Here is a 24,880-nt window from a genome sequence, read left to right as displayed (position 1 = left end):
TATAGGATAGGCTATAGTCCAATTTTCTCTATTCCATTCTCTCTCGTTCCAGTTGTGTGACAAAAGCACCAATGCGTTCTATAGCTTCATTCAGTTGAGCTACTGATGTAGCATAGGAGCAGCGTAAGTAACCTTCACCACCTAAACCAAAGACACTTCCAGGTACAGCTGCCACCTTATATTCAAGCAATAATCGCTGTGCAAACTGATCAGATGTCAGTCCTGTTTTGCGCACGCTTGGAAAAGCATAAAATGCACCTTGTGGTTCATGGCACTCCAGTCCCGCATCACGCAAACCCTTAACAATCAGCCTCCGCCGTTGGTTATAAGAATCGACCATTCGATCCTTCTCTTCCATCCCATTGGTCAGTGCCTCAAGTGCAGCCACTTGGCCCATAGAAGGAGCGCACATCACAGTGTACTGGTGAATCTTAAGCATAGCGGAGATCAAATCAGGGTGACCACAAGCATAACCCATTCTCCATCCAGTCATGGCAAAAGCCTTGGAGAAACCGCTGACCAAAATCGTACGGTCCATCATACCTGGCAATGAGGCAAAGCTGACATGATTAATTCCATACGTTAATTCCGCATAGATCTCATCTGAAATTACAATAAGATCATGCTTCTCTACAACCTTGGCGATCGGCTCCCAATCCTCTCGGGTCATAACACTTCCCGTTGGGTTGCTCGGGTAGCACAGAATTAGAACTTTGGAGCGTGGAGTAATCTTCGCTTCCAAACTCTCTGCAGTAAGTTTAAAGTCATTCTCTCCGATGGTTTCGATACCTACAGGAATACCTCCACCAATAGCCGTTATCGGCGAATAAGAAATATAGCAAGGTTCTGGTATGAGGATCTCATCGCCCGGCGTGATCAAAGCGCGCAGAGCCAGATCGATAGCCTCACTTCCGCCGACCGTTGCTATAATTTGATTGGCAGGATCATACTCCACTGCAAAACGGGTGTGCAAATAGTTCGCAATACCCTCCCTTAGCTCAGGCATACCTGCGTTGGATGTATAGCCTGTAAATCCTCTTTCCAGCGAATAGACACAAGCTTCTCTGACATGCCACGGGGTCTTGAAATCAGGCTCCCCGACTCCGAGTGATATGATATCCTTGCTGCCTGCAGCCAGATCAAAAAACTTACGAATACCCGAAGGCTGAATTTGCTGTACCAGCGGGGCCAAATAAGAATTCATTGATTTGCTGTCTTCTCCAGTTAGCTGCGTTTTGTTCGTGATCATATGATTACTTCCTTTATGGAGAGATCATCAGACGGTTGTCTTCCTCATGCTCCTCGAAGATGATCCCATCCTGTTTGTATTTTTTAAGGGTAAAATTCGTTTTAGTTGAGAGTACTGAATCAATTGGAGACAGCTTCTCGGATACAAAATTGGCCACTTCACGTAAGTTTCGGCCTTCCACTTCTACCAGAAGATCGTAAGCACCTGACATCAGATAAACGGATTTCACTTGTGGATACAGGTAGATTCTCTCGGCAATGCCTTCAAATCCGCGACCCCGTTCGGGTGTAATCTGTACCTCAATCAGCGCTGTCACTTTCTCGTCATCGACTTTATCCCAGTTTACAACGGCTGCATACTTAACAATTACATGGTCCTTCTCTAATTGCCCAATCGCCGTCTTTACGTCTTCTTCTTCCTCGCCAAGCAGCGTAGCTAAGAGTGCAGTAGATCTTCTCGCGTCCTCTTTAAGCAGTTCCAGCACTTTCCTCTTTAGTTCGTTCATTTCCTTCATGCCTTCCCTCCGGATAGTTCGCAAATGACGTTGCGCTATTCATGCGTCGCCCCGCGAAAAGAGTTTAATACTAATATGACATGAATTGAGCATCTCTGCAAACAAAATAACCCCATATGATATCCGCATAGAAGACTAGGTTTACTCAGCTAAATGGATTTTTATACAAAAAACACCCGTTTATACCGGAGCTCTCGGTATAAACGGGCGTCAGCCTTAAGGTTATGTGGCAGGATGCTTCATCCGCTAACCATCTTGGTTACATTAAATGAGACGGTTGATGTTGTCCATTCGAATGAAGGTGGCTGTTCGCATTGTGAGCAATAGATCCAGTTTGTCCTGTTTTTTGCTGCACGAACTGACCTGATTTTTGTTGCAATTGCTGTGCAGTTTGGAGCTGCTTGTCCACATCTTGGCGCAATGCTTTTGCAGGCTCAGGATACATATTCATTTGGGACATATGCGTATACAGATCACCCTGAAGTCGAAGCGTGTTCATAGTCATCTCATTAAAGACCCGGCGAACCGCTGGACATGCCGATTCCGTAGCAGCTGTCGCATACTCACGAACCGTCCGCTTCAAATCACACAAAATGGTGTTCATTAAATCCTCATCTGGCATAAATGCTGCTGGATTCTGTGCGTTCATTTTATAACCTCCTTAAGATTAATAATGCAATTATTGTGGGCTTGTTGGTGCGTACTGTTGATGCTGCTGGAGTAACTGAGTGAGTGTATCCATATGCTGCGTGTGATTTTGGATATGCTGCAAACAAACTTGTCGGACCTGCTCGTTCTGCGTTGTCGCGGCGGTAGCCGCACATTGCTTAAGAAGCAAGTCCTCATTAGAGATGGAGTCTGCGATATATTCCAATTCTTTTCCACTTAGTGCCTGCATTTGCATTGATTGCATGAGTTGTAGTCCCTCCTTGTAGTTGATCCAAACAGGCTTTAGTATACCGCCAAAGCACACCATTTATTTGCCCAACAGCACTAGAGAGTTATGACAAAAATAAGAACATGCTGCGAATGAGACGGTAAAATGCCGCCCATACTAAATTATGGAACAAATGAAGGAGCGATCATTTTCATGAGACTAAATAGCGGCACTCCACCTTGGAGAAGTACTTTACAAGACCCACCAACTTATCCTACGCTAGAGGATACCATTCACTGTGATTGCCTGGTTGTAGGGGCTGGAATGGGTGGAGCAATGGCATCCTATCGCTTGTCTTTAAGCGGAGCTGAGGCTGTTCTGATCGAAAAAAGACGCGTCGGAAGCGGAAGCTCACATGCCAATACTGGTTTACTTCAGATATCTAACGACAAATCGTTAACCTCATGTATGAACACTTTTGGAGAAAAGAACGGCTTGCTCTTTTATCAGTTATGCCAAGCAGGGGTTAGAAATATTTTGGATCTGCCAGCCAAGCTCGATATCGATCCCCAGATCATTCCTTGCAGCAGCCTTCTATATGCCAGTACACCAGAGGATGTACCTGCTCTGCGAGAAGAATATAAGAACCTCGTTGCTCACGGATTCGATTCTGATTTCTGGGAAGAGGATAAAATTGCTTCGGTGTATTCTTTTTCTAAACCTGCTGCACTTTATTCACGCAGTGATGCAGAAGCGAACCCTTTCCGGACAGTTCACAGCCTGATCGCCAAGGCAGCAATGAATGGTGTACACGTTTATGAGCAGACCGAGGCTAAACAGTATGAGTTTACTGAAGATGGAGTAATTTGCCACACAGAGAACGGACGTATTATTGCGAAGAAGGTTATTTTTGCAATGGGTTATGAAACGCAGGAGTTTAAAAAAGACCGAGGCGCTGAGCTGATCAATACGTATGCAGTGATGACCAAACCTCTGAAGGAATTCCCCAAGTGGCATGAGCGGAGCCTCCTCTGGGAAACCGCCCGACCGTATTTGTATTTTCGGACAACACCGGAGGGACGTATTATTGCAGGAGGAAAAGATGAACCGTTGACGGATCCAGAGCGCCGTGATATCAGAGTAATTTCACAAAGTCAAAGGTTATTGGAAGAGCTGGAAGCTTTATTTCCTGAGATCAAAGGCATTGAGATAGAATACTCCTGGGGTGCTGTATTCGGCTCTACGCGTGATGGGCTTCCTTATATCGGCCCTCATCCCAAGTACCCTCATTGTTACTTCATCGAGGGTTATGGAGGCAATGGGACGGTGTACAGCATGATTGCTGCAGAGTTATTAACAGATACGATTGCGGGTAAACATCGGCCGGAGCTTGATCTATTCTCATTGACACGATCAGCCAAACCTTCTCCTTCTTAGAAAACGGACGTGAATAAGCAATATTGAGGTTTTTTAAAAAAAGCTTAGTCCCCTTATGTTCATTAAGAGGACTAAGCTTTTTATGAGGATGCTTATGCTTTATCGGTACTCAGATTACGTACGAGCTGAATACGATCTTCCTGCGCTAGACTGTGCTGTACATGGAAACAAGACGGGCACACATACACATTAAGGGAGAATGGAGATGTTAGTACAGGTCCACCTAGTGTAGCCGGTGCAGACGGCTCGAAGTTGCTAACAAGCTGTTTACCAGCAAGGATAGTTAACTCATGGCATTGTGTACATTCCGGAGCTTCTTCCTGAATCGCTAAAATGCCCGATACACGCTCTTCATACTTATTCAAATCATAATCGTCACCGAATTGGTTGAGCGTGTTGTAAATAGGAACTACACTGTCTTTGTCGACGTCTCCCCAAAGATCATCATCATTAATAACCTCTTGTTTAGGTTCTTCTACAACTTCTTCTTCCTCTTCTTCAATGCCGTCTATCCCTACAGTAACTGTACGATATCCGTTAAGTTCATTGTTGCAGTGAGGGCAATTTTCCTCGGGTCCGAATTCCTCGTCCCATACGATTTCGGTATGACACCAAGGGCATACAGTTGTTTCCATCTTAATAATCTCCTTCGTACTCCACGTTTAAATTTAGTTCATCATTAAATAAATAATACCGGCTGCTATAAAAGCAATAGCTGACACAAACAGAACTCGGGTAAGAATCTTCATGATATCCTCCTAATACTCCACAAAGTGGAGCTGCTCATTTCAAAGCTTGTCCAGCTTCATCTGGAATCCTTTGTAGGGAGGTGCAAAACTTTCTATTTTTTAAAATATAGCTGCACCGATCACATAAGACAACGAAACCGAGATCAGCATCGCTATTAGCCCAACAGCACGGTTATCTGCAGCGATCTCCTCATCAATAGAGAACACTGGGGTTAGGAATTCAAATAAAAAATAGGCAAGCAGCAGCAGCAAAAAACCGACGACCGACCACTTCATCGTCTCATAAATCGAAACACCTGATTCAATGCTGAAACGCAGTACGTTGCAAATTCCGAAGATTTTGCCACCAGTAGCCATGGCTACTGCCAAGTTCCCCTTGCGAATTTCTTCCCAGCAATTATATTTCGTTACCATTTCAAAAATAGACAGAAATACAACAAGCCCAAGAATTGCTACTGCAAAGTAACCAAGCAAGGCACCTAGCGGATGACCCAGCAAAAGATCAATATCTCCTTGCACACTTTTCCCTTCTTTCTGCCGGGCAATCCCGCTATTGCAGCTCAGCCACGGTTACGCCTGCGCCGCCTTCATTATAATTTCCAAGCCTATAGCTCTTAACATGTCTGTGCTTACGCAAATATTCTTGAATTCCTGTGCGGAGCACACCTGTGCCTTTACCATGAATAATAGAAATTTGGCCCAGATTTCCTAAGAAGGCTTCATCAATAAAACGATCCGTCTCCATAATCGCTTCTTCCAAATTCGTACCTCGCAAATCCAGTTCTCTACGAATGTTCTCATCACGGGAGCGTTTAACGGTTGTCGCCTGCCGAAGGGGCGTTGGTACAGAGGCCGCTTTCGAAGAGAGCAGTTCCAAATCATCCAGGCTTACCTTCATCTTCATGATCCCAAACTGTACTAAAGCCTCTTTAGAGCCGCTTAATTCCACAACAAAACCTTTTTGGTTTAAGCTATCTACTTTCACTTCATCACCAGGACCAATCGTCCGCGGAGTCTTAGCAGGCTTACGAGTAGCGGCTTTCTTACGCGGTGAAGGTTCAGCTTCGTCTAGACGTCTCCGTGCTTCAATCAGCTTATGCTCTTTGACTGAAGCGCCTTCTTCCATAGCTAAGCGGCGTAAATCACTGATAATTTCCTCAGCTTCTTTACGCGCTTTCTCCAAGATTGCGCTGGCATCTTTCTCAGCTTTCTCCAGTCGTTTGTCTCGCTGACTTTCCAGCTTCTCCAGCTCTTGCTGCTGTCTGCTGCGTAATTCCTCTACTTCGCGACGGATACTCTCTGCTCGCTCATGTTCCTGTTCCGCTCCAAGTCGATTCTCTTCGAGAGAGGCAATCATATGCTCTACACGTAGATCCTCTTCCTTCACTTCGCCGCGTGCATGCTCCAGAATCGCACCTGGCAGACCCAATCGCTCTGCAATTGCAAAGGCGTTGCTTCGTCCAGGAACACCAATCAGCAAACGGTAGGTAGGGCTGAGACTTTGGACATCGAATTCCATGCTGGCATTGATGACCCCTTTACGCTCATAAGCGTAAGCTTTCAATTCGCTATAATGCGTGGTAGCGACCATACGGCATTCAGTCCGGTGAATATGTTCCAGAATGGCAATCGCCAGCGCGGACCCTTCTGCCGGATCCGTTCCTGCACCCACTTCATCAAGCAGAATAAGACTCTTGGGAGTCATTCTCCGCAGAATGGAAATAATATTCGTCATATGACTGGAGAATGTACTCAGACTCTGCTCAATGCTCTGTTCATCGCCTATATCTGCATAAATGGCATCAAACACACACATTTGACTGCCTTCTTCTGCAGGGATGAACAACCCAGACATCGACATGAGACTCAACAGTCCAATGGTCTTGAGTGTAACGGTTTTACCACCCGTATTCGGTCCGGTTACAATAATGGAGCTATATTGGTTGCCGAGCTCCACATCCAGAGGAACCACATGCTCCGCGGGAATAAGCGGATGGCGTCCTTTGCGCAGCTTCAAATACCCGCGATCGTTCATACGAGGCTGTGTAGCCTTCATATCTCGGGCAAGACGCGCCTTGGAGAAGATAAAGTCAAGCTCGCCAAGAATATCGATATCATAAGTCATTTCTTCGGCTATATCAGCTACAAGCGCTGTCAACCTATGCAATATGATCTCAATCTCCCGTTCTTCACGCAGCCGTGTTTCACGCAGCTTATTATTCATGGCCACAATGGACTCAGGCTCGATAAATAAAGTGGCTCCTGATCCGGACTGATCATGTACAATGCCACCGAAATGCGCACGATACTCCGCTTTTACAGGAATAACAAACCGATCTCCACGAATGGTTACCAGCTGATCCTGCAGCATTTTAGCAACGGAAGAAGAACGAATCATGGAATCCAGCTTCTCACGAATTCGGGTCTCTCCTCCGCGCAATTCACGGCGAATCGTAGCTAATTCAGAGCTAGCTGTGTCAAGTACATCTGCGTTCTCGTCTATACATAAACGGATGGCATCTTCTACATGTTTTTGCTCCGATAAAACATCGCTGAGTGAAAATAGGAATTCAATCTTTTCCTCCTCATGCATAGCTGCCAGGAATCGTTTGACTCTTCGTGCGCCGCCAATGGTAGTTCCCACTGCCAACAGTTCAGTTGTTCCCAACATTCCACCTATAGAGGCACGTTTTAGTGCTGCTCGAATATCGCTTATCCCGCCGAATGAAGGAATACCCTTCAGACGATCTACATTAGCCGCTTCGTCCGTGGCTTGAAGTAGCTTCTTCACACCTTCAAAATCACCGGACGGTCTTAGTTGCTCCGCAGTCATTCGCCCCATTGAGGTTTGCGTATATTGCATTAATTTATTTAAAATCTTGCGATATTCAAGCGTATGCAAAATTTTGTCGTCCAATTACAGTCACAGCTCCCTTCATAGATGTTTCCATTATACAGAATTCAAGCCAATTTCGCTATTTGGTATCGGTTAAAGCATAAAAACAAGTATTAAGGTCACAATAAGAACTGCACATATCCTTAGCTTGGGCCAAAGGAGGTTAGTACAGTGAATTTCTTGAGTCATGTGGGTCGTTTTATTGTAGCAGCGCTTGTTCTGATGGTCGTTAGTTGGATTGTTCCACAGTTCTCGGTTGGTGGCTTCTGGAGCGCTCTAATCCTTGCACTGGTGATTGCGTTACTCGGCTGGGTTGTCGAAGGAATCTTCGGCAAAAAAGCAACGCCCTTCGGCCGCGGTATCGTCGGTTTCATCGTTAGTGCATTAGTCATCTGGGTCGCTCAATTCGTAGTGAGTGGGGTCAGCGTTTCCATTCTAGGAGCTATCCTGGCGGCGTTGGTCATCGGTATTGTCGATTTGTTTTTGCCGGTATCCACGCCGTTTGAGGCAGCAAAGTAACGAAAGCTATTCACAACACAGAACCCCTATTTCCGGTTCTTTTCCGGTAATAAGGGTTCTGTGTTGTTTTTATCCTTATGACACAATCTCCGCTTCATGACTCTCAGCACAATTGACCACTCTGTTCTTACCTTGCTTTTTAGCGGTATAGAGCGCTTTGTCCGTTTTACGAAAAAGAAGCTCTTTCCCATCCCCAAGCTGATAATCACAAATTCCAATGCTGACAGTGATCGGCTTATTTCCAGCCTGCAAATGCTCGATTTGAGCAATATTGATCCGTAGTTTCTCTACAGCCTCATAAGACTCTGAAAAACTTTTGTCTGTAAAAATCACAGCGAATTCTTCACCGCCATACCTAGCCGCAAAATCATTTAACTCAATCATACCGCCCACCTTGTCCGCAATTACCTTAAGAACAAGGTCCCCAACCCTATGTCCGTAGGTATCATTAACTTGCTTGAAATTATCTATATCGAAGAGCGCGAGCTGTAGTTGAAGGTTGTTGCTTTCACATTGCTCCAATAATGAATCCAAATATTCATGAAAGGTTTTATGATTATATAGTCCAGTGAGTGCATCTATCTTCAGCAGCTTATCCGAAATAGCCCTCTCCACCATTAGATCTTGGCCTTCCTTCGTTAATCTCTCCAGATTTACACGCGCTTCCCGCGCACGAATAATTACAGCAAGAGCCATCCCTACAAATATTATAAACACACACTCTACTATTAAGAATTCAAGCAGCGGTTTATGTAGGAATGGCCGTTCCAACCCGAAATATACTCCCGCATAAAACATAATACTAAATAGTCCCATTAGATACAGGAGCTTACGATCAAAATAAATAAGAGCGACCATAATCGGCATCATGAGCGTCATCTGAGCACCATCGACAAAAGGCTCTAATACAAAATACATAAGGTAGGACACTAAAAACCCACAACTAACCACCCCATATTTAGGGGATTGTTTACTATAACGAAGCCACAGCTCCGCAGTAATCATAAGGACCACAATTAGTAAATTACAAGCAATAAATAAGTGCCATAGATTCGTGTCCATGGTTGTTTTTATTTGAAGTCGGTCAATATTCGACAAAAACAGCAACTGTGAGAACAATAAAAGAATAACTACCATCCAATAACCTTTTAAGATTCTACGGTGCCAAACCTCCGTATTTAGCGTATCGTTAGTGCTTGAAATATGTATCCCCTACTTTTGTACGTTAATGTAATAGCTTTCATTATAATAAATTTTAGTTATATTTTCATCATTTATTTGCAATTTACGACAAAGTTTGAACAGTCTCCCTTGTTCACGGATTTTTCACATTTAATCAAAGCGCTTACTTAAATTTTAAGTTATGATGTCTACATAATTGTCACATTTTCACTATGCTTGGACTTCTTGGGAGGAGGTTTGGATCATTAAAAAATTTGCAATTCTACTTTCAATTGTGTTCGTTATAGCACTTACAGCCTGTGGAAACAGCAATGATAGTGCTGCTGGCAATGCTAACACATCGGAGCCGGAGATCGAGGCAGAAACAGAACTTACAATTACAGCTACGAATTACAGCTTTGATCAGGAAGAATATCATCTAAAAAAAGGTGTACCCGTCAAAATTATTTTTAAAAACGATAGCGGCAATCACGGTATCCTTATCCCTGAATTCGAACTCCAGCTTAATAGCAAAAAGTCCTCGAAAGTAATTGTTCCAGAGGAAGCCGGCACATTCGAAATGACCTGTTCGATTATGTGTGGATCCGGACATAGCGGTATGAACGCAAAAATCATTGTGGAATAGATGAATCATTAAAAAGCCGATCGTAGGGAATTGCCCTGACGATCGGCTTTTTATTTAAGTGAGAAATATAAGACATGGTGTGAAACTTATTCTTTCGAATATATTAAACAAAGAGGGCTGACCTGAAATAGATCTCTCTACACATCAGGTACAGCCCCCTTTCTTGCATCCGACATTCAACTGTCCTGTTCGATCAGTTGAATCCATTCATTATATTCATTCTGAAGCTTGGCATATTCCTCTTGAAGATTACGATGCTCATCCGTCATCTTCTGTAGCTCATTCTGATGCATCTCAAACTGGACCTGTAGCAGACGAAGTTGTCCTTGGGCCAATTCATAATTCTCGCCGACTTCACCAAGCTGCTGAAGCACCTCACTGCGTTCACGTTCAATAGATTTCTGCTTAGCCTCAGCCTCACCGGCCTCCTGCTGCCAAATATCTATCTCTTCACGCAGCTTCGCTTCCAAATCACTCCACTGCTGCTGTCGCTCGAATAATTCCTCGTACTTTTGCTTCCATGAAGCGCCGTACGCCTCTGCTTCCCTCAGAACATCCTGCTGCTCTGCAACAGTAGCAGCGGCCTCAAGGCTAGCTTCAGACAATTCTTCTAAGCGTCGAGCTGTCTCTTCGCCTTCTTCTTGCAGCAGTTGATATCTTTCCTGCAGACGTTCTCCATCTTGCAGCACTTCATCATATTGAGAGATCAGTTCCTCATAGCGTTCACGAAGTGCAGACAGTTCCTTCTTAACCTGTCCACCTTGTTCACGGAGTGCTGCAGTTTCGTGTTCTGCATCTGTACGAAGCTGAGCTTCCCGATCTAACTGTTGTACTAATCCATCCGCTTGACCACGAAGGATCTCAATCTCCTTTTGAAGCGCCAAAGATTTCTCTTCGGTCTCCAGTAGGTTCATTTCAAGCTCACTAATATCTTCCATCCGTTTATCCGAGAGCTCCTGCCAATTTGCTGCCTCCGCCATAGATCCAGCGAGTTCTTCCTGAACACGGTGCAGATTGTCATTCGTTTCCTGTAGTGACTTCCGCAGCTCTGATGCTTCATTCTGAGACTGCTGATAACGCTGGCGCAATTCTTCCAGCTCTTCATTCAACAGCGTGCCTAGCTCAGTAGCAGTACGCAGCTCCTCACTGAGCTGTTCTTCACGTTTAACCACCGCTTCATATTGTCCGAGCAGCGTCTGACGAGCATCTCGTTCACTCTTAAGACTGGCTTCAGCCGAACGGAGTCTAGACTGAAGTTGTCCTGTTCCACCACGAAGCTCAGCCAGCTGTTTCTCGAGCTCTTGAATGTTTTGCTTATGTCTATGTTCCTGAGTACCTTGTGACTGACGAAGTTCCTTATTCTTAGCAAGCTCCCGTTGTAAAGCTTCCCGTTCTTCAGCCAATTCCTTGCTTAGCTTCGTTGTCGTGCTCTCAAGCTCCTTACCCAGTGTCAACTTCGTCTTCTCGAGTTCCTTACCTAATGTTGATTTGGTTTCCTCAAGCTGTTTCTCTAAGGTTGACCTGGTCTCGGTTAACTCAAGCTCCAGAGCAGACAAGGAGTCTGAATTCTCCTTAGTCAGCGTCTCACGGATGTTCTCCAGCTCTTGCAAATGCGCTGCCTTCTGCTCTTCCAACTGCTGTAGACGGATGGCTTCTGCTTTCGCTAGTTCCTCTCGATGATTCTCACGCATAGCAGACTGTTCAGCCTCATAACTTGCCCGCAGTTCCTGCAACTCCAGCTCACGCGCAAACAGCTCCTCTTCCAGCTTCTCTCGTGCGGCTTCAGCCGCTTGGGTTGCCTCTTGCAGCTGGTTAGCATGTACTTTACGCTCATTCTCCTGAATTTCCAGATGACGCTTGCGCTCTTCTTCAACCGCAGCAATCAGTCGTGTAGCTTCTTCTTTAGCCGCCGCTTCAAGGCGTTCATATTCTTCTTGTCGCTCCCGCTGAACCTCCAGCAGGCGAGATACTTCCAATCGCAGTTCACTGCGTTCACCTGTCATCATGTTGAGTTCATTTTTAAAATCCTGAACCTGAATAGCCTGCTCCGCCATATGTACTGCTGCAAGCACCGCTATGCGCGGCGTATCCAGTCTGTTGTGTGATTTAGAAATCGTGCGCATATGTTCGTCAACATAACGGGCCACTTGTTTCATATATTCAGTGCTGCTTCCGACGAGTTTATAGGAAGTTCCGTATATCTCCACGGCGACACGTGTCCGGTCCATAGCCACAGTTGTGCCCTCCTTTGTATGTGTGCGGATTCTAAGTTAGTCTTACTGTTTCTATTGTAGCTTTTTTCTTAAGCATTTGGCAAAATCCCTTGTAATCAATAGATTCTCGCTGATATCCTCCGCATTTCACTCTACCCAGAAAAAGCCGCAGCGAATCTCAGTTTCTAAATGGATTCGCTGCGGCTTTACACAATTCCTGCTATTTTCTTAATTCTGCACCAAAAGTTTGTTGAAGGACTGATAATAGCTTATCATGCACCTCTCCAACCTCTTCATCTGTCAATGTATGTTCACCGTGACGATACAGCAGTGAGATCGCAATACTCTTCTTTCCACTCTCTAACTTGCCACCAGTGTACACGTCGAATACCTGTACGGATTGCAGCAAAGTTCCTCCGTTTGCACGGATGGAAGCTAGCAGATCGCCTGCTGGTACAGTTGAATCTACAACCACTGCAATATCCCGTTCCATACCTGGGAAACGTGGAAGCTCATTATATTGCAGACGGCTTTGCGTGTTATCATACAGCGGCTGCAATAGAATCTCAGCTACATAAGTATCCACTAGATCAAGCTCTCTTTGCAGTTCCGGATGAAGCTGGCCCATAGTTCCAATCTTCACACGACCCTCGTCTCCGACTAAATATACCGATGCGGAACGTCCAGGATGATACCCTTCTGGACTATCTCCCTCGTAGATAATTCTGTCTGTAAGACCCAAATAAGCAAATACAGATTCCAGCGCACCCTTCAAATCAAAGAAATCTACAGGCTGTGCAGAAACGTTCCATTGCTTCACGGTTAGGCTACCGCTAAGCAACAACCCCAGCACCGGCAGTTCACGCGGCTGACGAGTCAACTGTTCTTCATCTGTGAAGAAGACATTGCCGATTTCAAACAACGCTAGATCGCTTTGACGACGGTTGGTATTATAGCTAGCAATATCCAATAGTTGTGGCAGAAGGCTAGTACGCAGTACACTGCGTTCTTCACTCATTGGCATAGCCAATTTAACCGCTTGTGAGCCTTCTGATAACTCAGGGAACATTTTGCTTTGTTTCGGCTGGATGAAGGAGTAACCCATCACTTCCTGATAACCGCCATGTGACAACAGGCGACGCAGTTCACGGCGGAGTGATTGCTTATGCGTCAATGCGCCTGGCGTTGTAACACCTTCAATCAGAGTCGTTGGAATATTGTCATACCCGTACAAACGAGCAATTTCTTCGATAAGGTCAACATCATAGCTGATATCGCCACGTCTAGTTGGCACCTGAACTTCGATCAATCCTTGTGCGGTATCCCCGCATTTGAAATGTAGACGACCAAACAATGTCTTCACTTCTAGCAAGGACAGATCTGTTCCGAGATAACGGTTCAGCTTCTCCAAGGACAAAGTAAGTACCTTCTCTTCTCCTCCGACTGTTCCTGCTTGCACAATTCCTTCATACACAGATCCGCCAGCATAACGCGCAATAAGTACTGCAGCGCGATTCAATGCAGGGATCACTGCATTTGGATCCACTTCTTTCTCGAAACGAAGCGATGCTTCCGAGCGAAGTCCCAGTTGACGCGAGGTTTTACGAACGGTTCCTCCGTCAAACTTAGCGGATTCCAGAACGAGATTTACCGTCTCAGCAGTAACTTCCGTATCCAGACCTCCCATTACTCCAGCCAGAGCTACAGCCTTAGCACCATCAGCGATAACGAGCATATGTGGCTCAAGCTTCCGTTCTTGGCCATCAAGTGTAGTCAGGACTTCACCTTCATGAGCAAGACGAACGCCGAGTTCTCCGCCTTCTATTTTATCTGCATCAAAAGCATGAAGCGGCTGTCCGTATTCGAGCATCACATAGTTAGTGATGTCTACGATGTTGTTAATTGGACGAATCCCTGCCGCCATCAGACGATTCTGAATCCACAGCGGGGATGCTGCAGGTTTAACACCTGAGATATAACGAACTGCGTAATGACTGCAATGTTCTTCATTCTCAATCTTAACGGAAATAGATTGAGCAGCTGCTCCGCTGATCTCAATCATTTCACTCGCAGGATCAGGTAATTTGATGTCACGTCCAAGAATCGCGCTCACTTCATAAGCAGCACCAATCATACTTAGACAGTCTGAACGGTTCGGAGTCAGATCGAATTCCAGAATTTCATCATCTAGACCCAGCAACTTTGAAATATCTTGACCGATCTCTGTACCTTCAGGAAGTACAAGAATTCCTTCTTGCTGCTCTTTAGGAAGCAATTTATCATTGAGTCCCAATTCTTTAGCCGAGCAGATCATCCCTTGTGATAATACCCCGCGCAGCTTCGCTTTTTTGATATCCAGCCCTGGCAGCTTAGCGCCAACAAGAGCTACAGGAACGGTTTGTCCCGCAGCTACATTCTTTGCGCCACAGACGATTTGCAGATCTTCACCTTGACCTGCATCCACGATACATACGTTCAGTTTATCCGCATCAGGATGCTTTTCTTTCGATTTCACATAGCCGGTTACGATGCCGGAAATCCCTTTATTGCGGCGCTCTACTCCGTCAATTTCAATGCCGGCAGCGGTAATCTTCTCCGCTAGCTTTTCGGCGGTTACTCCTTCAATCGATGTATAATCAGCCAACCATCCGGTTGATACTTTCATGTCCGCTCACTTCCTTTATGTTTCAGATGTATTTATCTACTTGCCGTTCGATCTGCTTCCTGTGGGAGTAGTACAATTTAGGATTACTCGATCAAAGCTTCATAACCGTCCTATTTAGAGCAGTCACTACGAAAAATATTGGACTTCCGATCGCTGTTATCCTCAGATTTCCTGATTAAAACCACTTCTCGCGGTAGAAATCCGAGGATAAAGGCGAACGCTGGCGCTTCTACAGTTCCAAAATTTCTCTCCGTTCCTTCTATTAATAGTCTTTTATTAAGCAAGATCAGTAACCCAATTGCTACTTACTCCTAACCCGTCAGCCAGCTCGCCCACCAAAAATCTAAACGCCCTTGAACTGCTTTACAAAACTCATATCGTTGTTATAGAAATGACGGATGTCATCGATGCCATATTTAAGCATAGCAATCCGCTCAACACCCATACCAAATGCGAAGCCGCTATACTTAGCAGGATCATAGCCACCCATTTTCAGAACATTTGGATGCACCATGCCGGCGCCAAGGATTTCTAACCATCCGCTTTGCTTGCACAGTCTGCAGCCATCGCCGCCACATTTGAAGCAGCTTACATCCACTTCAACGCTTGGCTCGGTGAATGGGAAGAAGCTCGGACGAAGACGAATGTCTGTATTCGGGCCGAACATCTCTTGTACAAATTGCTGCAAGGTGCCTTTCAGATCACTCATCCGAATGTTGCTTCCGATAACCAAACCTTCTATTTGATGGAACTGGAAGGAATGCGTTGCATCGTCATCATCGCGGCGGAATACTTTACCCGGGCAAATGATTTTAACTGGAACTTCACCGTTCATAGCCTGCATAGTACGAATCTGTACCGGAGACGTTTGAGTACGCATAAGCAGGTCATCCGTTAAATAAAAGGAATCCTGCATATCGCGTGCCGGGTGATTTTTAGGCAGATTTAGGGCTTCAAAGTTATAATAATCGGTCTCCACTTCCGGACCTTCAGCCACACGGTAGCCCATACCAATGAAAATATCCTCAATTTCCTGAACCACTCTGCTAAGCGGGTGAACGCCCCCTTGCTGCATGCGGCGACCCGGCAGGGTTACGTCTACTTTTTCAGCCTGCAGACGTTGCTGAGTCTCTTGCTGTTGAAAAGCCTCTTGCTTCGCTCCAATAATCTCCTCAATGGCACTACGCACCTGATTCGCTACTTGCCCGATAACCGGACGCTCCTCAGCACTAAGTCCTCCCATACCACGTAGAACTTCTGTAAGCTCGCCTTTTTTACCGAGATATTTCACTCTTAGGTCATTCAAAACCTGTGGATCCATAACCTCCTGCAACTTAGCCAGCGCCTCAACCTTCAATGCTTCCAACTTCTCTTTCATGGCCGTGTACAGCCCCCTTCAATCATTGTCTAGTTCAACAAAAAAAGGCCTTTCCTCCCGGTAAGGGACGAAAAGACCGTGGTACCACCCTTGTTAGACAAGCTGATCTGTTCCCCTTAAGAGCTTCATTCCCTCTTTTGGCTGGACAGATACCTATCTCACTTTATACAGAAATAACGGTCTGTGACCGGTTTCCCCTACGCTTCCTTACAAGGCAATCTTAAGGAATTCAAGGAACTGCTCCGGAGTGAACTTCGACAGCTCTGTATCCTAGAAACGCTCTCAATCACCGGCGTCTCCTCCCTGTAAGTCAGGCACTGTGTACTCTTCTCCATCACTGCATTTTACAATTCAATCTAATTGTCAGGTATCTCTTTTATGCAAGAGATATGTCTGTTTATTATATGCAAAATCTGTCGTTTTGACAAGTTCAAGCATAATTAGGGCAATTTTTATCTGGCTTTAAGCTGGCTTTAAGGTTCAGAGCCATTTTGGGGACTTTTTTTCAGCTAACGTTCAGCGGAGCTTGATAATTTCCATTATTAAGAAGGCATGGTTGTACTCAATCATAAATCACCTTCAAAATACAAGGACTTTCATACCGGGAGGGAATTACATGCATGCACGAAGAACAAAAGTAGCTGTGATCATACTTAGCGCAGCAGTTCTGAGTCAAGCTTCAGCGTATGGAGCATACGCGGCATCAACGACTACTTCATCCACCAAAACAGCAACTGCCACCACTGCATCCACTCTGGATAAACTCGGCTCGATAGCTTTAAAGAGTAACTTTAGTGTGAAGCTGACCGATGTTGGCTTTTTGACTCAGGATGGCGGCAATATTCTTACATACACCCTCAGCTATAACAATGGGAGCGGAAGCAGCATCAATCTTGTGGACTATTTCTCTAAAGTAACTACTGCAGGAGGAACCGTTATCCAAGGAAGCCCAGTAACCAGCAGTGCAACCATCAAATCTATCCCCTCCAAAAGCAGTCAAACCGTAACCTATTACGCAAACGTCGGTAAATCCACATCTTTAAATGGAGTGAAGATTTCAGTATTCGGTTGGGATTTCAGCAGTACCGATTATCAAAAAAAGCTGGGGTCCTTCACCTTGCCTGTGGCTTTTTCACAAGCGGTCGCTAGAGGCCAAAGTAAAAAGATAACCTTGAATAATCAGCCCGTAACAACCAAAACGGAAAGTCTGCAAATTTACAAATATAACGGTAAGGTATACGCCAAAGTAGGTGTGAGCTTAACCAATCAAGGAACCAAAGTGCTAAGTGATCCTGGACTTAAGGGATACCTCGCATCTGCAGGTGGATCTGTATTTGAATTAACGCTTGATGATGCGAGCAGTAACTACAAAGTACAGCCACAGGAAAAAAAGACGATCTACTACATGACGGAAATTCCCTCTTATATGAAGACAGACAATATGACTCTGCAGTTTGCTGGAGAAGATACCTCATTAAAAATAGCTTTGCCCATCGTCACCTATAACCTTCCCGCTGCTACCACACCAGATCTTGTCGTAGCTAGCAATGTCATCAAGAAGCTTACGCTCAACAATAATACTGTCGAGACGCAGTTAAAAAGCGCCAATGTCTATGCCGACAACGGCACCGCGAAGTGGACGCTGCAATTTCGAGTAAAAAATAGCGGCAACAAGGCGATTACTTTGCCTGCTTATGAGTTTACCGTTAAAGCCGCTGAAGGATACAGCTTTCCGGTGGACACGAAGGCTTTCGCAAACCTTACACTCAACCCCCTTGAAGAAAAAATAATTGAGCTCAGTGCAGAAGTTCCGCTAACGATAGCTCAAGGAACGCTACAGCTGCAAATGACTGAACCCGCTGTAGAGGGTAAGATCATTTTTCCTGCGGCCTATTATCAGATTCCTTACACACTCCAAACTAACAATTGGCAGGATACAGAATACGCGGTGGAGAACAGTCACGGCACGTTTGCTGTCAAGCTTAAGAACATCCAGCGGCTACCTTGGGCAGACAAAGATCAGCTTGTAGCTAAAATCAATATTCGCAACACGAAATCGACCTCTGTGCAGCTTCCTGCATTTACAAGTGTCATTAAAGCTGGTGAGAGTGATATTAGCAGCACTTCCCAAGTTGTCACAGAAAGCACGCAAACCATACTCGGGCCAAATGAATCCGCAGACGTTTATGTCGTGGCCAATGTTCCTTACACCTACCAATTCAATCAATTAAAAATAACGCTGCAAGAAACCTCCGGCGAAAGCAAAAATAATTTTCTTTCTTTAAGTACAAATCAGTTGGACAGCCGTGTTCAGGAAGTTGCAGCACTAAGTTCCTTCCAAATTGACCTTGAAAGTAAAAAAGCAGAAGTGTTAGAGCGCCGGACAACGGTTTATCAGGGTGCGAGCTCCAATATCATGTACACAGAACTGGAAATGAACAGTGAGGAAACACGTAAATCGGAGCAGGCTCAACTCGTAGCTTATTACAAAACGCCTGACAATCAATATTACGAAGCCGAGGTCAACCAGTCTACCACTTCCACGAGCCCTAACGGAAAAAATCTGGTTACCGTCTGGACTAAGCTTCCACTTGGAGTAGATCCTTCTCAGCTTGTTCTTTATGTCGGTGAAGGGGTATCCGAAGGAAAACTTACGGCTCCTGGCGGGAAATCAACGGGTTATATCAATACGGTGTCACTGGGTCTAAATAATGTTGCGGTGGAGTCAAAAAGTAATCTTTTGGATGTAGAATCGTTCCCTTATAACCTATCCGTTACAAATGCAGTCGCCACCGTCACTGGTGGAAAAGATACGCTAAGCACTGTCCTAACCTACAACCTGTCGAGCAGCACGCTTTACGAATCGGGTACCTATGAGCACAAGCTTGTACTAGAGCTGATCGACCCCTTCGGACAAACGATGGAGAAGACATTAACACTGGGCACTGATCTACCATTAGGGAACTTCAAGTCATACACCACAACATTCACAAGCAATCTTTACAAAACTCTAGGTGGCGGCGCGATCCGATTGAATGTATACGACGAATTCCAAGGTCATCGAAATTTGCTGGGTTCACAAACCTATGTTGTCACTTATCAGGCAGCGTCAACGACTTCAAACAACAATTCCACTTCAAACACCGATTCTAGTGCTAACAATCCATCCGATACTTAGTAAGTGCGCGAGGGTGACCTAAGTTAAAAGAAATTTGATGATCTATGGAGGAAAGAAATGAAGAAGAAAAAAGTGTTGCTCTGGTCCATCGGAGTAGTAGCTGTAGCAACAGCCGGATTGTTGGTGTATACATTTTTACCTGATAAGAGCAGTCAGGCTGCTGAAGTGCCCGTTAATACAGCCACGGTTACGAAGGGCGATATCGTAGTAAATGTATCTGGAGCAGGCTCCGTCACGGCCACTGAAACAGGAAAAGTGAAAACGAAGGACGCTGGAACCGTAGCTGAGGTGCTTGTCAAAGAAGGCGACAATGTGAAAAAAGGTCAGACATTAATTACCTTCGAAGGCAATGATTTGAGCGACAATCTCAAGCAGGAACAAACCTCTCTTACCTCGCTTGAAGAGGATCTTCAGGACAAACAGGAGCAGTATAAGAAGCTTGCCGTGGCAGGTGCCTCCGAGGATGAATTAGCCAGTGCCAAACGTTCGATTGAAAAAGCGAAAACGGATATCGCTTCTCAAATCGAAAAAATTGCAGCTGTACAAGAGGATATGATCCCTCCAGATCCCCTAACCGCCCCTATTGACGGAACTGTTACAGCAGTTAACATAGCCAGCGGTGAAAAAGCGATGGATGGCTCTGAACTCATCGATATCACCGATTATGCTAATTTAAGCGTCATAGTGCAGGTGGATGAGCTTGATATTCCTACAGTGAAAATAGGGATGCCTGCTACCATTTCATTGGATGCCCTGCCCGACACTGAATTCAAGGGGAGTGTTACTAAGATTGCCAAGGAAGGCACCGTCTCGAACGGAGTCTCCCTCTTCGATGTTACCGTTGGCTTAACCACCTCCGAAGGCGCCCTTGTAGGGATGTCGGCAGAAGTTTCAGTTACAACAGCTGAGAAAAAAGATGTATTAACCGTACCTATTGAAGCTGTTCAAGAAAGAAATGGCAAGTACACAGTTTCTCTCCCTTTAACAGCGGGTTCAGCGGGTTCAACCGATTCCTCAAAAGCCTCTAGTGAGGGCCAAGCACCGATGCCTAGCGGGGCTCCTGATGCTCGCGATGGCGCTATGCCTAGTGGAGCGCCTGATGCTCGCGGCGGTACTATGCCTAACGGAGCAGCTGGCACAAGAAACCGTGGAAATAGTAATCAGCGAACAGTTTCCGTCGAAGTGGGCATCCATGATGAGAGCAGTATTGAAATTGTCAGTGGGCTTAATGAAGGAGACAAAGTGATCATCCCTACTGTCATCTCTACCAAAACAGGTACAACTAGTACTGAGATGCAAATGCAAGGTGGCATGGGCGGTATGGGTGGCGCCGGTTTCGGCGGTGGCGGCTTTAGTGGCGGTGGTGGCTTCAGTGGAGGTGGTACTGGTGGCACGGGCGGAGCACCTGGTGGTGGCGGAGGTGGCAGTAGATGAGTGCTTTAACGCCACTGATCCAAGTCCAGAATATGACCCATGGCTATACTATGGCCGGAGAAACTATGACAGTTCTAAAAAATCTTTCCTTTACAATCGACTTCGGAGAGTTCGTAGCGATTATAGGTCCTTCCGGTTCTGGTAAATCAACACTAATGAACATGCTCGGATGCCTGGATGTATCGGATGAGGGAAGCTATCTTCTAGACGGACAAGAGGTTCGCAAGTTATCCGACAACAAGCTGGCAGTTATCCGGAATGAGAAGATCGGCTTTATCTTTCAAAACTTCAATCTCCTCCCCAAGTTGTCTGCTGTCGAGAATGTGGAGCTTCCGCTAATATACCGCGGCCTCTCACATCGAGAACGCAAAGAAACAGCGCAGCAAGCACTCCTTAAAGTTGGTTTGGAGGAGAGAATGCATCACCGACCTTCTGAGCTTTCAGGGGGACAGCAGCAGCGTGTAGCGATTGCGCGAGCTATGGCTGGATCTCCCCCGATTCTACTTGCAGATGAACCTACCGGGGCGCTTGATACGCGAACTGGACAAGAGGTCATGCAGATGATACGAGAATTAAATGAGCAGGGTCATACAATCATCCTAATCACACATGACCTCGAAATTGCAAAGCAAGCTAAGCGGATCATTCGTATTCAGGATGGCAACCTCGTAGAAGATCGGAGGAATGCGAGGTGAAATTATTTCAAAGTATGCGGATGGCTCTAAAAAGTATTTACAGCAGTAAAGTAAGAGCTTTTTTAACGATGCTGGGTATTATTATTGGTGTATCATCCGTTATCATCCTCGTTTCTGTGGGGCAGGGAACTACTTCTCAGATTACGGAGCAGCTTAATGGACTCGGAACAAATCAACTGACGGTAAACATCACTGGCCGTGGGGCTACCACCTCCCTCACCTATGAAGAAGCTTTGGCACTTGGAGATATTGAGGGGATAGAAAATGTAGCTCCTGTGATCAGTGGCAACGTTACAGCCAAGCATAATACTGAGAATGTTAGCGTTACTGTTGAGGGCATTACACCTTCTTATGAGGACGTTAAGGATTTTCATGTACAGTCAGGACGTTTCCTGCTTGATATTGATACGGAGTACCGGCAGAAGGTAGCGCTAATCGGCACAGGTACGGCTGAGGATTTATTCGGCACAGATGATCCAGTAGGCCAAAAGGTACAGCTAAACGGGATCAGCTATAAAATCGTCGGTCTTTTGGAAGCGAAAGGCTCTAGTCTAAGTGGCTCCAACGATGATATCTTATTGATCCCTATAGCTACTGCAGAACGTCAGTTAAAAAGCAAAGGCGTACGTTCCATCACAATTGCGACGACTTCAGCAGACACTGTAGCTACCGTAAAAGATAAACTAGAGAGTACACTGGATGCTAAATTTAATTATGCGGATAATGCTTTTAGTGTATTTGACTCTCAAGAGATGCTGGAAACTGTAAATTCTACGACAGCTACGCTTTCAATGGCACTTGCGGGAATTGCCGGCATTTCTCTGTTTGTCGGGGGGATCGGCATTATGAATATTATGATCGTATCCGTCAATGAAAGAACAAGAGAAATTGGTATCCGCAAAGCAATCGGCGCCAAAAAACTCGATATTCTCGCTCAATTCATGATCGAATCCATTGTGCTTAGCGGATTGGGTGGGGTGATCGGTGTTGGCATTGGAGTCGCAGGTAGTTGGTTACTAGGAAAGTACACTTCACTTACAGTATCCATTGCTTGGGATATGGTACTGATATCTTTTGTTTTCTCCTTGCTTATCGGCGTGATTTTCGGAATGATGCCTGCGAACAAAGCCGCACGGCTTCGCCCCATTCATGCACTACGTAACGAATAGTAACTTCAAGTCAGCTGCCACAGTCATTATTATGACTAGGCAGCTTTTTTAACATAACAGGACTCATATTTTTGGGGCTGAGCTGGGTATCATTTACGAAGGCGTTGGGTAATAGGATTTATGGATTTGAATATAGATAAGGCAATAGGCCCATACCATAATCATTTAAATTTTTTATTATTGATATTTATTTGAGGAAGCGATTGCTCTATAAGTAGGACGTCCTATATACTTGTTGTACTACAAACTGCGATCCACACACAATTTATCTTTCCCATGCCTCATTTCCCACTATGTTACAACACCTCTTTTTTTACATAATCACTCTCAACATCTTTGCCTGAAAATAAAACACGCCTGCCACAAATGGAAGTTCCGCAGGTTATAGGTTAGCAGCAATAAGATTTGTTAAACATCTTATGCGGGGAGAAGATGACCGTGGCTGGATTTTTCGATATCAAAGTAACACGCAAACTAATCTTTATTTTCGCTGCGATCTCCATTCTACTGGTTGGAATTAGTGTAGCTTCTTTACTCTATCTAAATCACACCATTAACAGAATGTCAGATTCTTTATATGAAGATGTATTTGAGAACTCCGAGCTCATACTGAGCGCTGATCGTGATCTGCATCAAGCCGCAATCGCTCTCTACTCCTCCATGAGCTCGAACCTCACTGACGCTGAACGTGATCAGTTCATTCAGGAATTTAAGGACAATAATCAACAAGCACAAGAACGGGTAGGCCTAGCAAGTACAGACATCAAATCTATCAACAAACCCTACAGTGATTTGAAACAGGCAAATATACTTACTGAATTAGAGAACGAGCTCCATGCCTTCGAAACATCCCTAGTCCTATGGAAGAGTACAGGGAGTAAATTGATAGCTGAACGGATGCAAATCGGATGGGACCCTGCTTCATATCATGCTGTAAGTCTGAACATGCAGTTAAATGAAGTCAGAACTCATCTAGATCAATCAGAAGACCTGATAGACACCTACGCTTTACAAGTAACAGATGGGTTCCAAGATAAAAAGAGTGCACTCTTTGCGCTATACTCATTGGTCTTCTTTATTCTGCTTCTAGTTATTATTTATCTGGGTCGCAAAATCATTTGGCTCAAAAATGAAATGCTGGAGGAACAAACACTCTATCAGCTAATCGGTGAAACCATGTCTGACTTTATTATTTTGACTGATCCTAACGGGTTGATACTATATAGCTCCCCTTCACATTCAAGTATTCTCGGCTATGTTCCTAAAAAGGGTGACCCACTCTCCAACTACATTCGTGAACCGGAAATTGCTTGGGCTAAACTAAAGAGTGTCGTTCAAGGGACCCCTCGTATCTCAGAGCTACGAATGCGTGGAGCTGAAGGGCAATGGGTATGGCTGGAAACGAAGGTGTCGCCTGTTCGGGGAAGCAATAATTTCCCAGCACAATTTATGTTAGTTTCCCGTGAAATTACACAACGGAAGCAATACGAAGAACGATTACATAAGCTAGCCTTCTATGATCATTTAACCGCGATTCCCAACCGTGCTCATTTCAAAATGTACATGGAGAATCTCATCAACCAACCCGAGGAACGAAGAAAGAATATTGCACTCGCATTGCTGGATTGTGACAGATTCAAGCAGTTAAACGATACCTTAGGACATCTGGCTGGAGACGAATTTCTCCAACTGCTCTCTCGAGAGCTTTTGCAAACAGTTAAAGGTGTAGGCCAGGCGTTCCGGATTGGCGGTGATGAATTCGCGGTGGTACTGCACCGATTTACCTCTCCAGAAATGTTAGATGAAATGCTACAACGGTTGCTTAAGTTATTCAACAAATCTTGGTCTATTGACAATGGATCTAGCTTCCACACCTCCGCAAGTATTGGTGTAGCCCTATTTCCTGAGCATGGAGGCAGTATTAATGAACTTCTGCGTGCCGCTGATCTAGCTATGTACCTTTCCAAAGACCATGGAGGGAATGAAGCTAATCTCTACTACGAGCTTTTAGATGTAGGTTTATCCAACCAGATCATCGGAAAACCATAAGATCAACAAAAGAGCTGTTCCGGGGTACAACTAACCCTGAAGCAGCTCTTT

General features: G+C 45.2%; 19 protein-coding genes and 1 other annotated feature. Of the genes, 8 read left to right on the top strand and 11 right to left on the bottom strand.

The window, feature by feature from the left end:
- Window positions 1-28 precede the first annotated feature (28 nt).
- The 4 genes from MHI27_RS08190 to MHI27_RS08175 form a co-directional block, all read right to left on the bottom strand.
- On the bottom strand, window positions 29-1,249 hold the full coding sequence (locus MHI27_RS08190) for an aminotransferase class I/II-fold pyridoxal phosphate-dependent enzyme (RefSeq protein ID WP_042186187.1): 1,221 nt from the start codon (window positions 1,247-1,249) through the stop codon (window positions 29-31).
- 13 nt (window positions 1,250-1,262) lie between these two features.
- A complete protein-coding gene (locus MHI27_RS08185) occupies window positions 1,263-1,763 on the bottom strand; it encodes an Lrp/AsnC family transcriptional regulator (RefSeq protein WP_042125589.1) in 501 nt (166 codons plus the stop codon).
- Between the two features lie 259 nt (window positions 1,764-2,022).
- Window positions 2,023-2,412, bottom strand: a complete 390-nt coding sequence (locus tag MHI27_RS08180; protein ID WP_076284224.1) for a spore coat protein — start codon at window positions 2,410-2,412, stop codon at window positions 2,023-2,025.
- A gap of 30 nt (window positions 2,413-2,442) precedes the next feature.
- A complete protein-coding gene (locus MHI27_RS08175) occupies window positions 2,443-2,676 on the bottom strand; it encodes a spore coat protein (protein WP_042186181.1) in 234 nt (77 codons plus the stop codon).
- Window positions 2,677-2,853: 177 nt separating this feature from the next.
- Here MHI27_RS08175 and MHI27_RS08170 point away from each other — a divergent pair, with 177 nt between their 5' ends.
- Window positions 2,854-4,077, top strand: a complete 1,224-nt coding sequence (locus tag MHI27_RS08170; protein ID WP_405176010.1) for an NAD(P)/FAD-dependent oxidoreductase — start codon at window positions 2,854-2,856, stop codon at window positions 4,075-4,077.
- Window positions 4,078-4,169: 92 nt separating this feature from the next.
- On the opposite strand, the gene MHI27_RS08165 is transcribed toward MHI27_RS08170, so the two are convergent.
- From MHI27_RS08165 to MHI27_RS08155, 3 genes are all read right to left on the bottom strand, one after another.
- Window positions 4,170-4,712 carry a hypothetical protein gene (locus tag MHI27_RS08165; RefSeq protein WP_076284226.1) on the bottom strand — a complete coding sequence of 181 codons (543 nt, stop codon included), beginning with the start codon at window positions 4,710-4,712 and terminating at the stop codon, window positions 4,170-4,172.
- A gap of 213 nt (window positions 4,713-4,925) precedes the next feature.
- Window positions 4,926-5,345 carry a DUF350 domain-containing protein gene (locus MHI27_RS08160; RefSeq protein WP_042125581.1) on the bottom strand — a complete coding sequence of 140 codons (420 nt, stop codon included), beginning with the start codon at window positions 5,343-5,345 and terminating at the stop codon, window positions 4,926-4,928.
- A 31-nt stretch (window positions 5,346-5,376) separates the two neighbouring features.
- Window positions 5,377-7,743 carry an endonuclease MutS2 gene (locus tag MHI27_RS08155; protein ID WP_341125840.1) on the bottom strand — a complete coding sequence of 789 codons (2,367 nt, stop codon included), beginning with the start codon at window positions 7,741-7,743 and terminating at the stop codon, window positions 5,377-5,379.
- A gap of 150 nt (window positions 7,744-7,893) precedes the next feature.
- Between MHI27_RS08155 and MHI27_RS08150 the strand changes: the two genes are divergently transcribed.
- Window positions 7,894-8,241 carry a phage holin family protein gene (locus tag MHI27_RS08150; protein ID WP_042186173.1) on the top strand — a complete coding sequence of 116 codons (348 nt, stop codon included), beginning with the start codon at window positions 7,894-7,896 and terminating at the stop codon, window positions 8,239-8,241.
- A 75-nt stretch (window positions 8,242-8,316) separates the two neighbouring features.
- Here the strand turns inward: MHI27_RS08150 and MHI27_RS08145 are convergent, their stop codons facing one another.
- Window positions 8,317-9,378: a GGDEF domain-containing protein gene (locus MHI27_RS08145; RefSeq protein WP_076300016.1), complete on the bottom strand. Its 1,062-nt coding sequence runs from the start codon at window positions 9,376-9,378 to the stop codon at window positions 8,317-8,319.
- Window positions 9,379-9,619: 241 nt separating this feature from the next.
- Here MHI27_RS08145 and MHI27_RS08140 point away from each other — a divergent pair, with 241 nt between their 5' ends.
- Complete coding sequence (locus MHI27_RS08140; RefSeq protein WP_256716343.1) at window positions 9,620-10,048, top strand: cupredoxin domain-containing protein; 429 nt, start codon at window positions 9,620-9,622, stop codon at window positions 10,046-10,048.
- A gap of 176 nt (window positions 10,049-10,224) precedes the next feature.
- Here the strand turns inward: MHI27_RS08140 and MHI27_RS08135 are convergent, their stop codons facing one another.
- The 3 genes from MHI27_RS08135 to pheS form a co-directional block, all read right to left on the bottom strand.
- Window positions 10,225-12,282, bottom strand: a complete 2,058-nt coding sequence (locus MHI27_RS08135) for a hypothetical protein (protein ID WP_405176009.1) — start codon at window positions 12,280-12,282, stop codon at window positions 10,225-10,227.
- Between the two features lie 199 nt (window positions 12,283-12,481).
- The gene (gene pheT / locus MHI27_RS08130) at window positions 12,482-14,926 is read right to left on the bottom strand and encodes a phenylalanine--tRNA ligase subunit beta (RefSeq protein WP_405176008.1); all 2,445 of its coding nucleotides are present in this window, start codon (window positions 14,924-14,926) and stop codon (window positions 12,482-12,484) included.
- 343 nt (window positions 14,927-15,269) lie between these two features.
- Window positions 15,270-16,304, bottom strand: a complete 1,035-nt coding sequence (gene pheS / locus MHI27_RS08125; protein ID WP_042186167.1) for a phenylalanine--tRNA ligase subunit alpha — start codon at window positions 16,302-16,304, stop codon at window positions 15,270-15,272.
- 60 nt (window positions 16,305-16,364) lie between these two features.
- Window positions 16,365-16,651: a binding site (T-box leader), on the bottom strand.
- Window positions 16,652-16,920: 269 nt separating this feature from the next.
- On the opposite strand from pheS, the gene MHI27_RS08120 reads away from it, so the two are divergent.
- From MHI27_RS08120 to MHI27_RS08100, 5 genes are all read left to right on the top strand, one after another.
- Window positions 16,921-19,482, top strand: coding sequence for a hypothetical protein (locus MHI27_RS08120; protein ID WP_405176007.1), 2,562 nt, complete (start codon window positions 16,921-16,923; stop codon window positions 19,480-19,482).
- Between the two features lie 57 nt (window positions 19,483-19,539).
- Window positions 19,540-20,916: an efflux RND transporter periplasmic adaptor subunit gene (locus MHI27_RS08115; protein WP_405176006.1), complete on the top strand. Its 1,377-nt coding sequence runs from the start codon at window positions 19,540-19,542 to the stop codon at window positions 20,914-20,916.
- Window positions 20,913-21,611 (top strand): ABC transporter ATP-binding protein, encoded by a 699-nt coding sequence (locus MHI27_RS08110; RefSeq protein WP_405176005.1) that lies wholly within the window; start codon window positions 20,913-20,915, stop codon window positions 21,609-21,611. The genes MHI27_RS08115 and MHI27_RS08110 overlap by 4 nt, the downstream gene beginning before the upstream one ends.
- Window positions 21,608-22,780, top strand: a complete 1,173-nt coding sequence (locus tag MHI27_RS08105) for an ABC transporter permease (RefSeq protein WP_143764050.1) — start codon at window positions 21,608-21,610, stop codon at window positions 22,778-22,780. The genes MHI27_RS08110 and MHI27_RS08105 overlap by 4 nt, the downstream gene beginning before the upstream one ends.
- A 438-nt stretch (window positions 22,781-23,218) precedes the next feature.
- Entirely contained in the window at window positions 23,219-24,829 is a 1,611-nt protein-coding gene (locus MHI27_RS08100; RefSeq protein WP_405176004.1) for a diguanylate cyclase domain-containing protein, read from the top strand.
- The last annotated feature ends 51 nt before the right edge of the window (window positions 24,830-24,880 follow it).

Source organism: Paenibacillus sp. FSL H8-0261, from assembly GCF_045040645.1.
Classification (GTDB): domain Bacteria; phylum Bacillota; class Bacilli; order Paenibacillales; family Paenibacillaceae; genus Paenibacillus_AQ.
The sequence above is the reverse complement of the archived record's forward strand: the minus strand, read 5'-3'. Positions and strand labels throughout refer to the sequence as shown.

Bases quoted from the DNA above. Each gene is read 5' to 3' on its own strand.
- MHI27_RS08190 (WP_042186187.1), bottom strand. From the start codon at position 1,249: ATGATCACGAACAAAACGCAGCTAACTGGAGAAGACAGCAAATCAATG.
- MHI27_RS08185 (WP_042125589.1), bottom strand. From the start codon at position 1,763: ATGAAGGAAATGAACGAACTAAAGAGGAAAGTGCTGGAACTGCTTAAA.
- MHI27_RS08180 (WP_076284224.1), bottom strand. From the start codon at position 2,412: ATGAACGCACAGAATCCAGCAGCATTTATGCCAGATGAGGATTTAATG.
- MHI27_RS08175 (WP_042186181.1), bottom strand. From the start codon at position 2,676: ATGCAATCAATGCAAATGCAGGCACTAAGTGGAAAAGAATTGGAATAT.
- MHI27_RS08170 (WP_405176010.1), top strand. From the start codon at position 2,854: ATGAGACTAAATAGCGGCACTCCACCTTGGAGAAGTACTTTACAAGAC.
- MHI27_RS08165 (WP_076284226.1), bottom strand. From the start codon at position 4,712: ATGGAAACAACTGTATGCCCTTGGTGTCATACCGAAATCGTATGGGAC.
- MHI27_RS08145 (WP_076300016.1), bottom strand. From the start codon at position 9,378: ATGGTAGTTATTCTTTTATTGTTCTCACAGTTGCTGTTTTTGTCGAAT.
- pheT (WP_405176008.1), bottom strand. From the start codon at position 14,926: ATGAAAGTATCAACCGGATGGTTGGCTGATTATACATCGATTGAAGGA.
- pheS (WP_042186167.1), bottom strand. From the start codon at position 16,304: ATGAAAGAGAAGTTGGAAGCATTGAAGGTTGAGGCGCTGGCTAAGTTG.
- MHI27_RS08120 (WP_405176007.1), top strand. From the start codon at position 16,921: ATGCATGCACGAAGAACAAAAGTAGCTGTGATCATACTTAGCGCAGCA.
- MHI27_RS08115 (WP_405176006.1), top strand. From the start codon at position 19,540: ATGAAGAAGAAAAAAGTGTTGCTCTGGTCCATCGGAGTAGTAGCTGTA.
- MHI27_RS08110 (WP_405176005.1), top strand. From the start codon at position 20,913: ATGAGTGCTTTAACGCCACTGATCCAAGTCCAGAATATGACCCATGGC.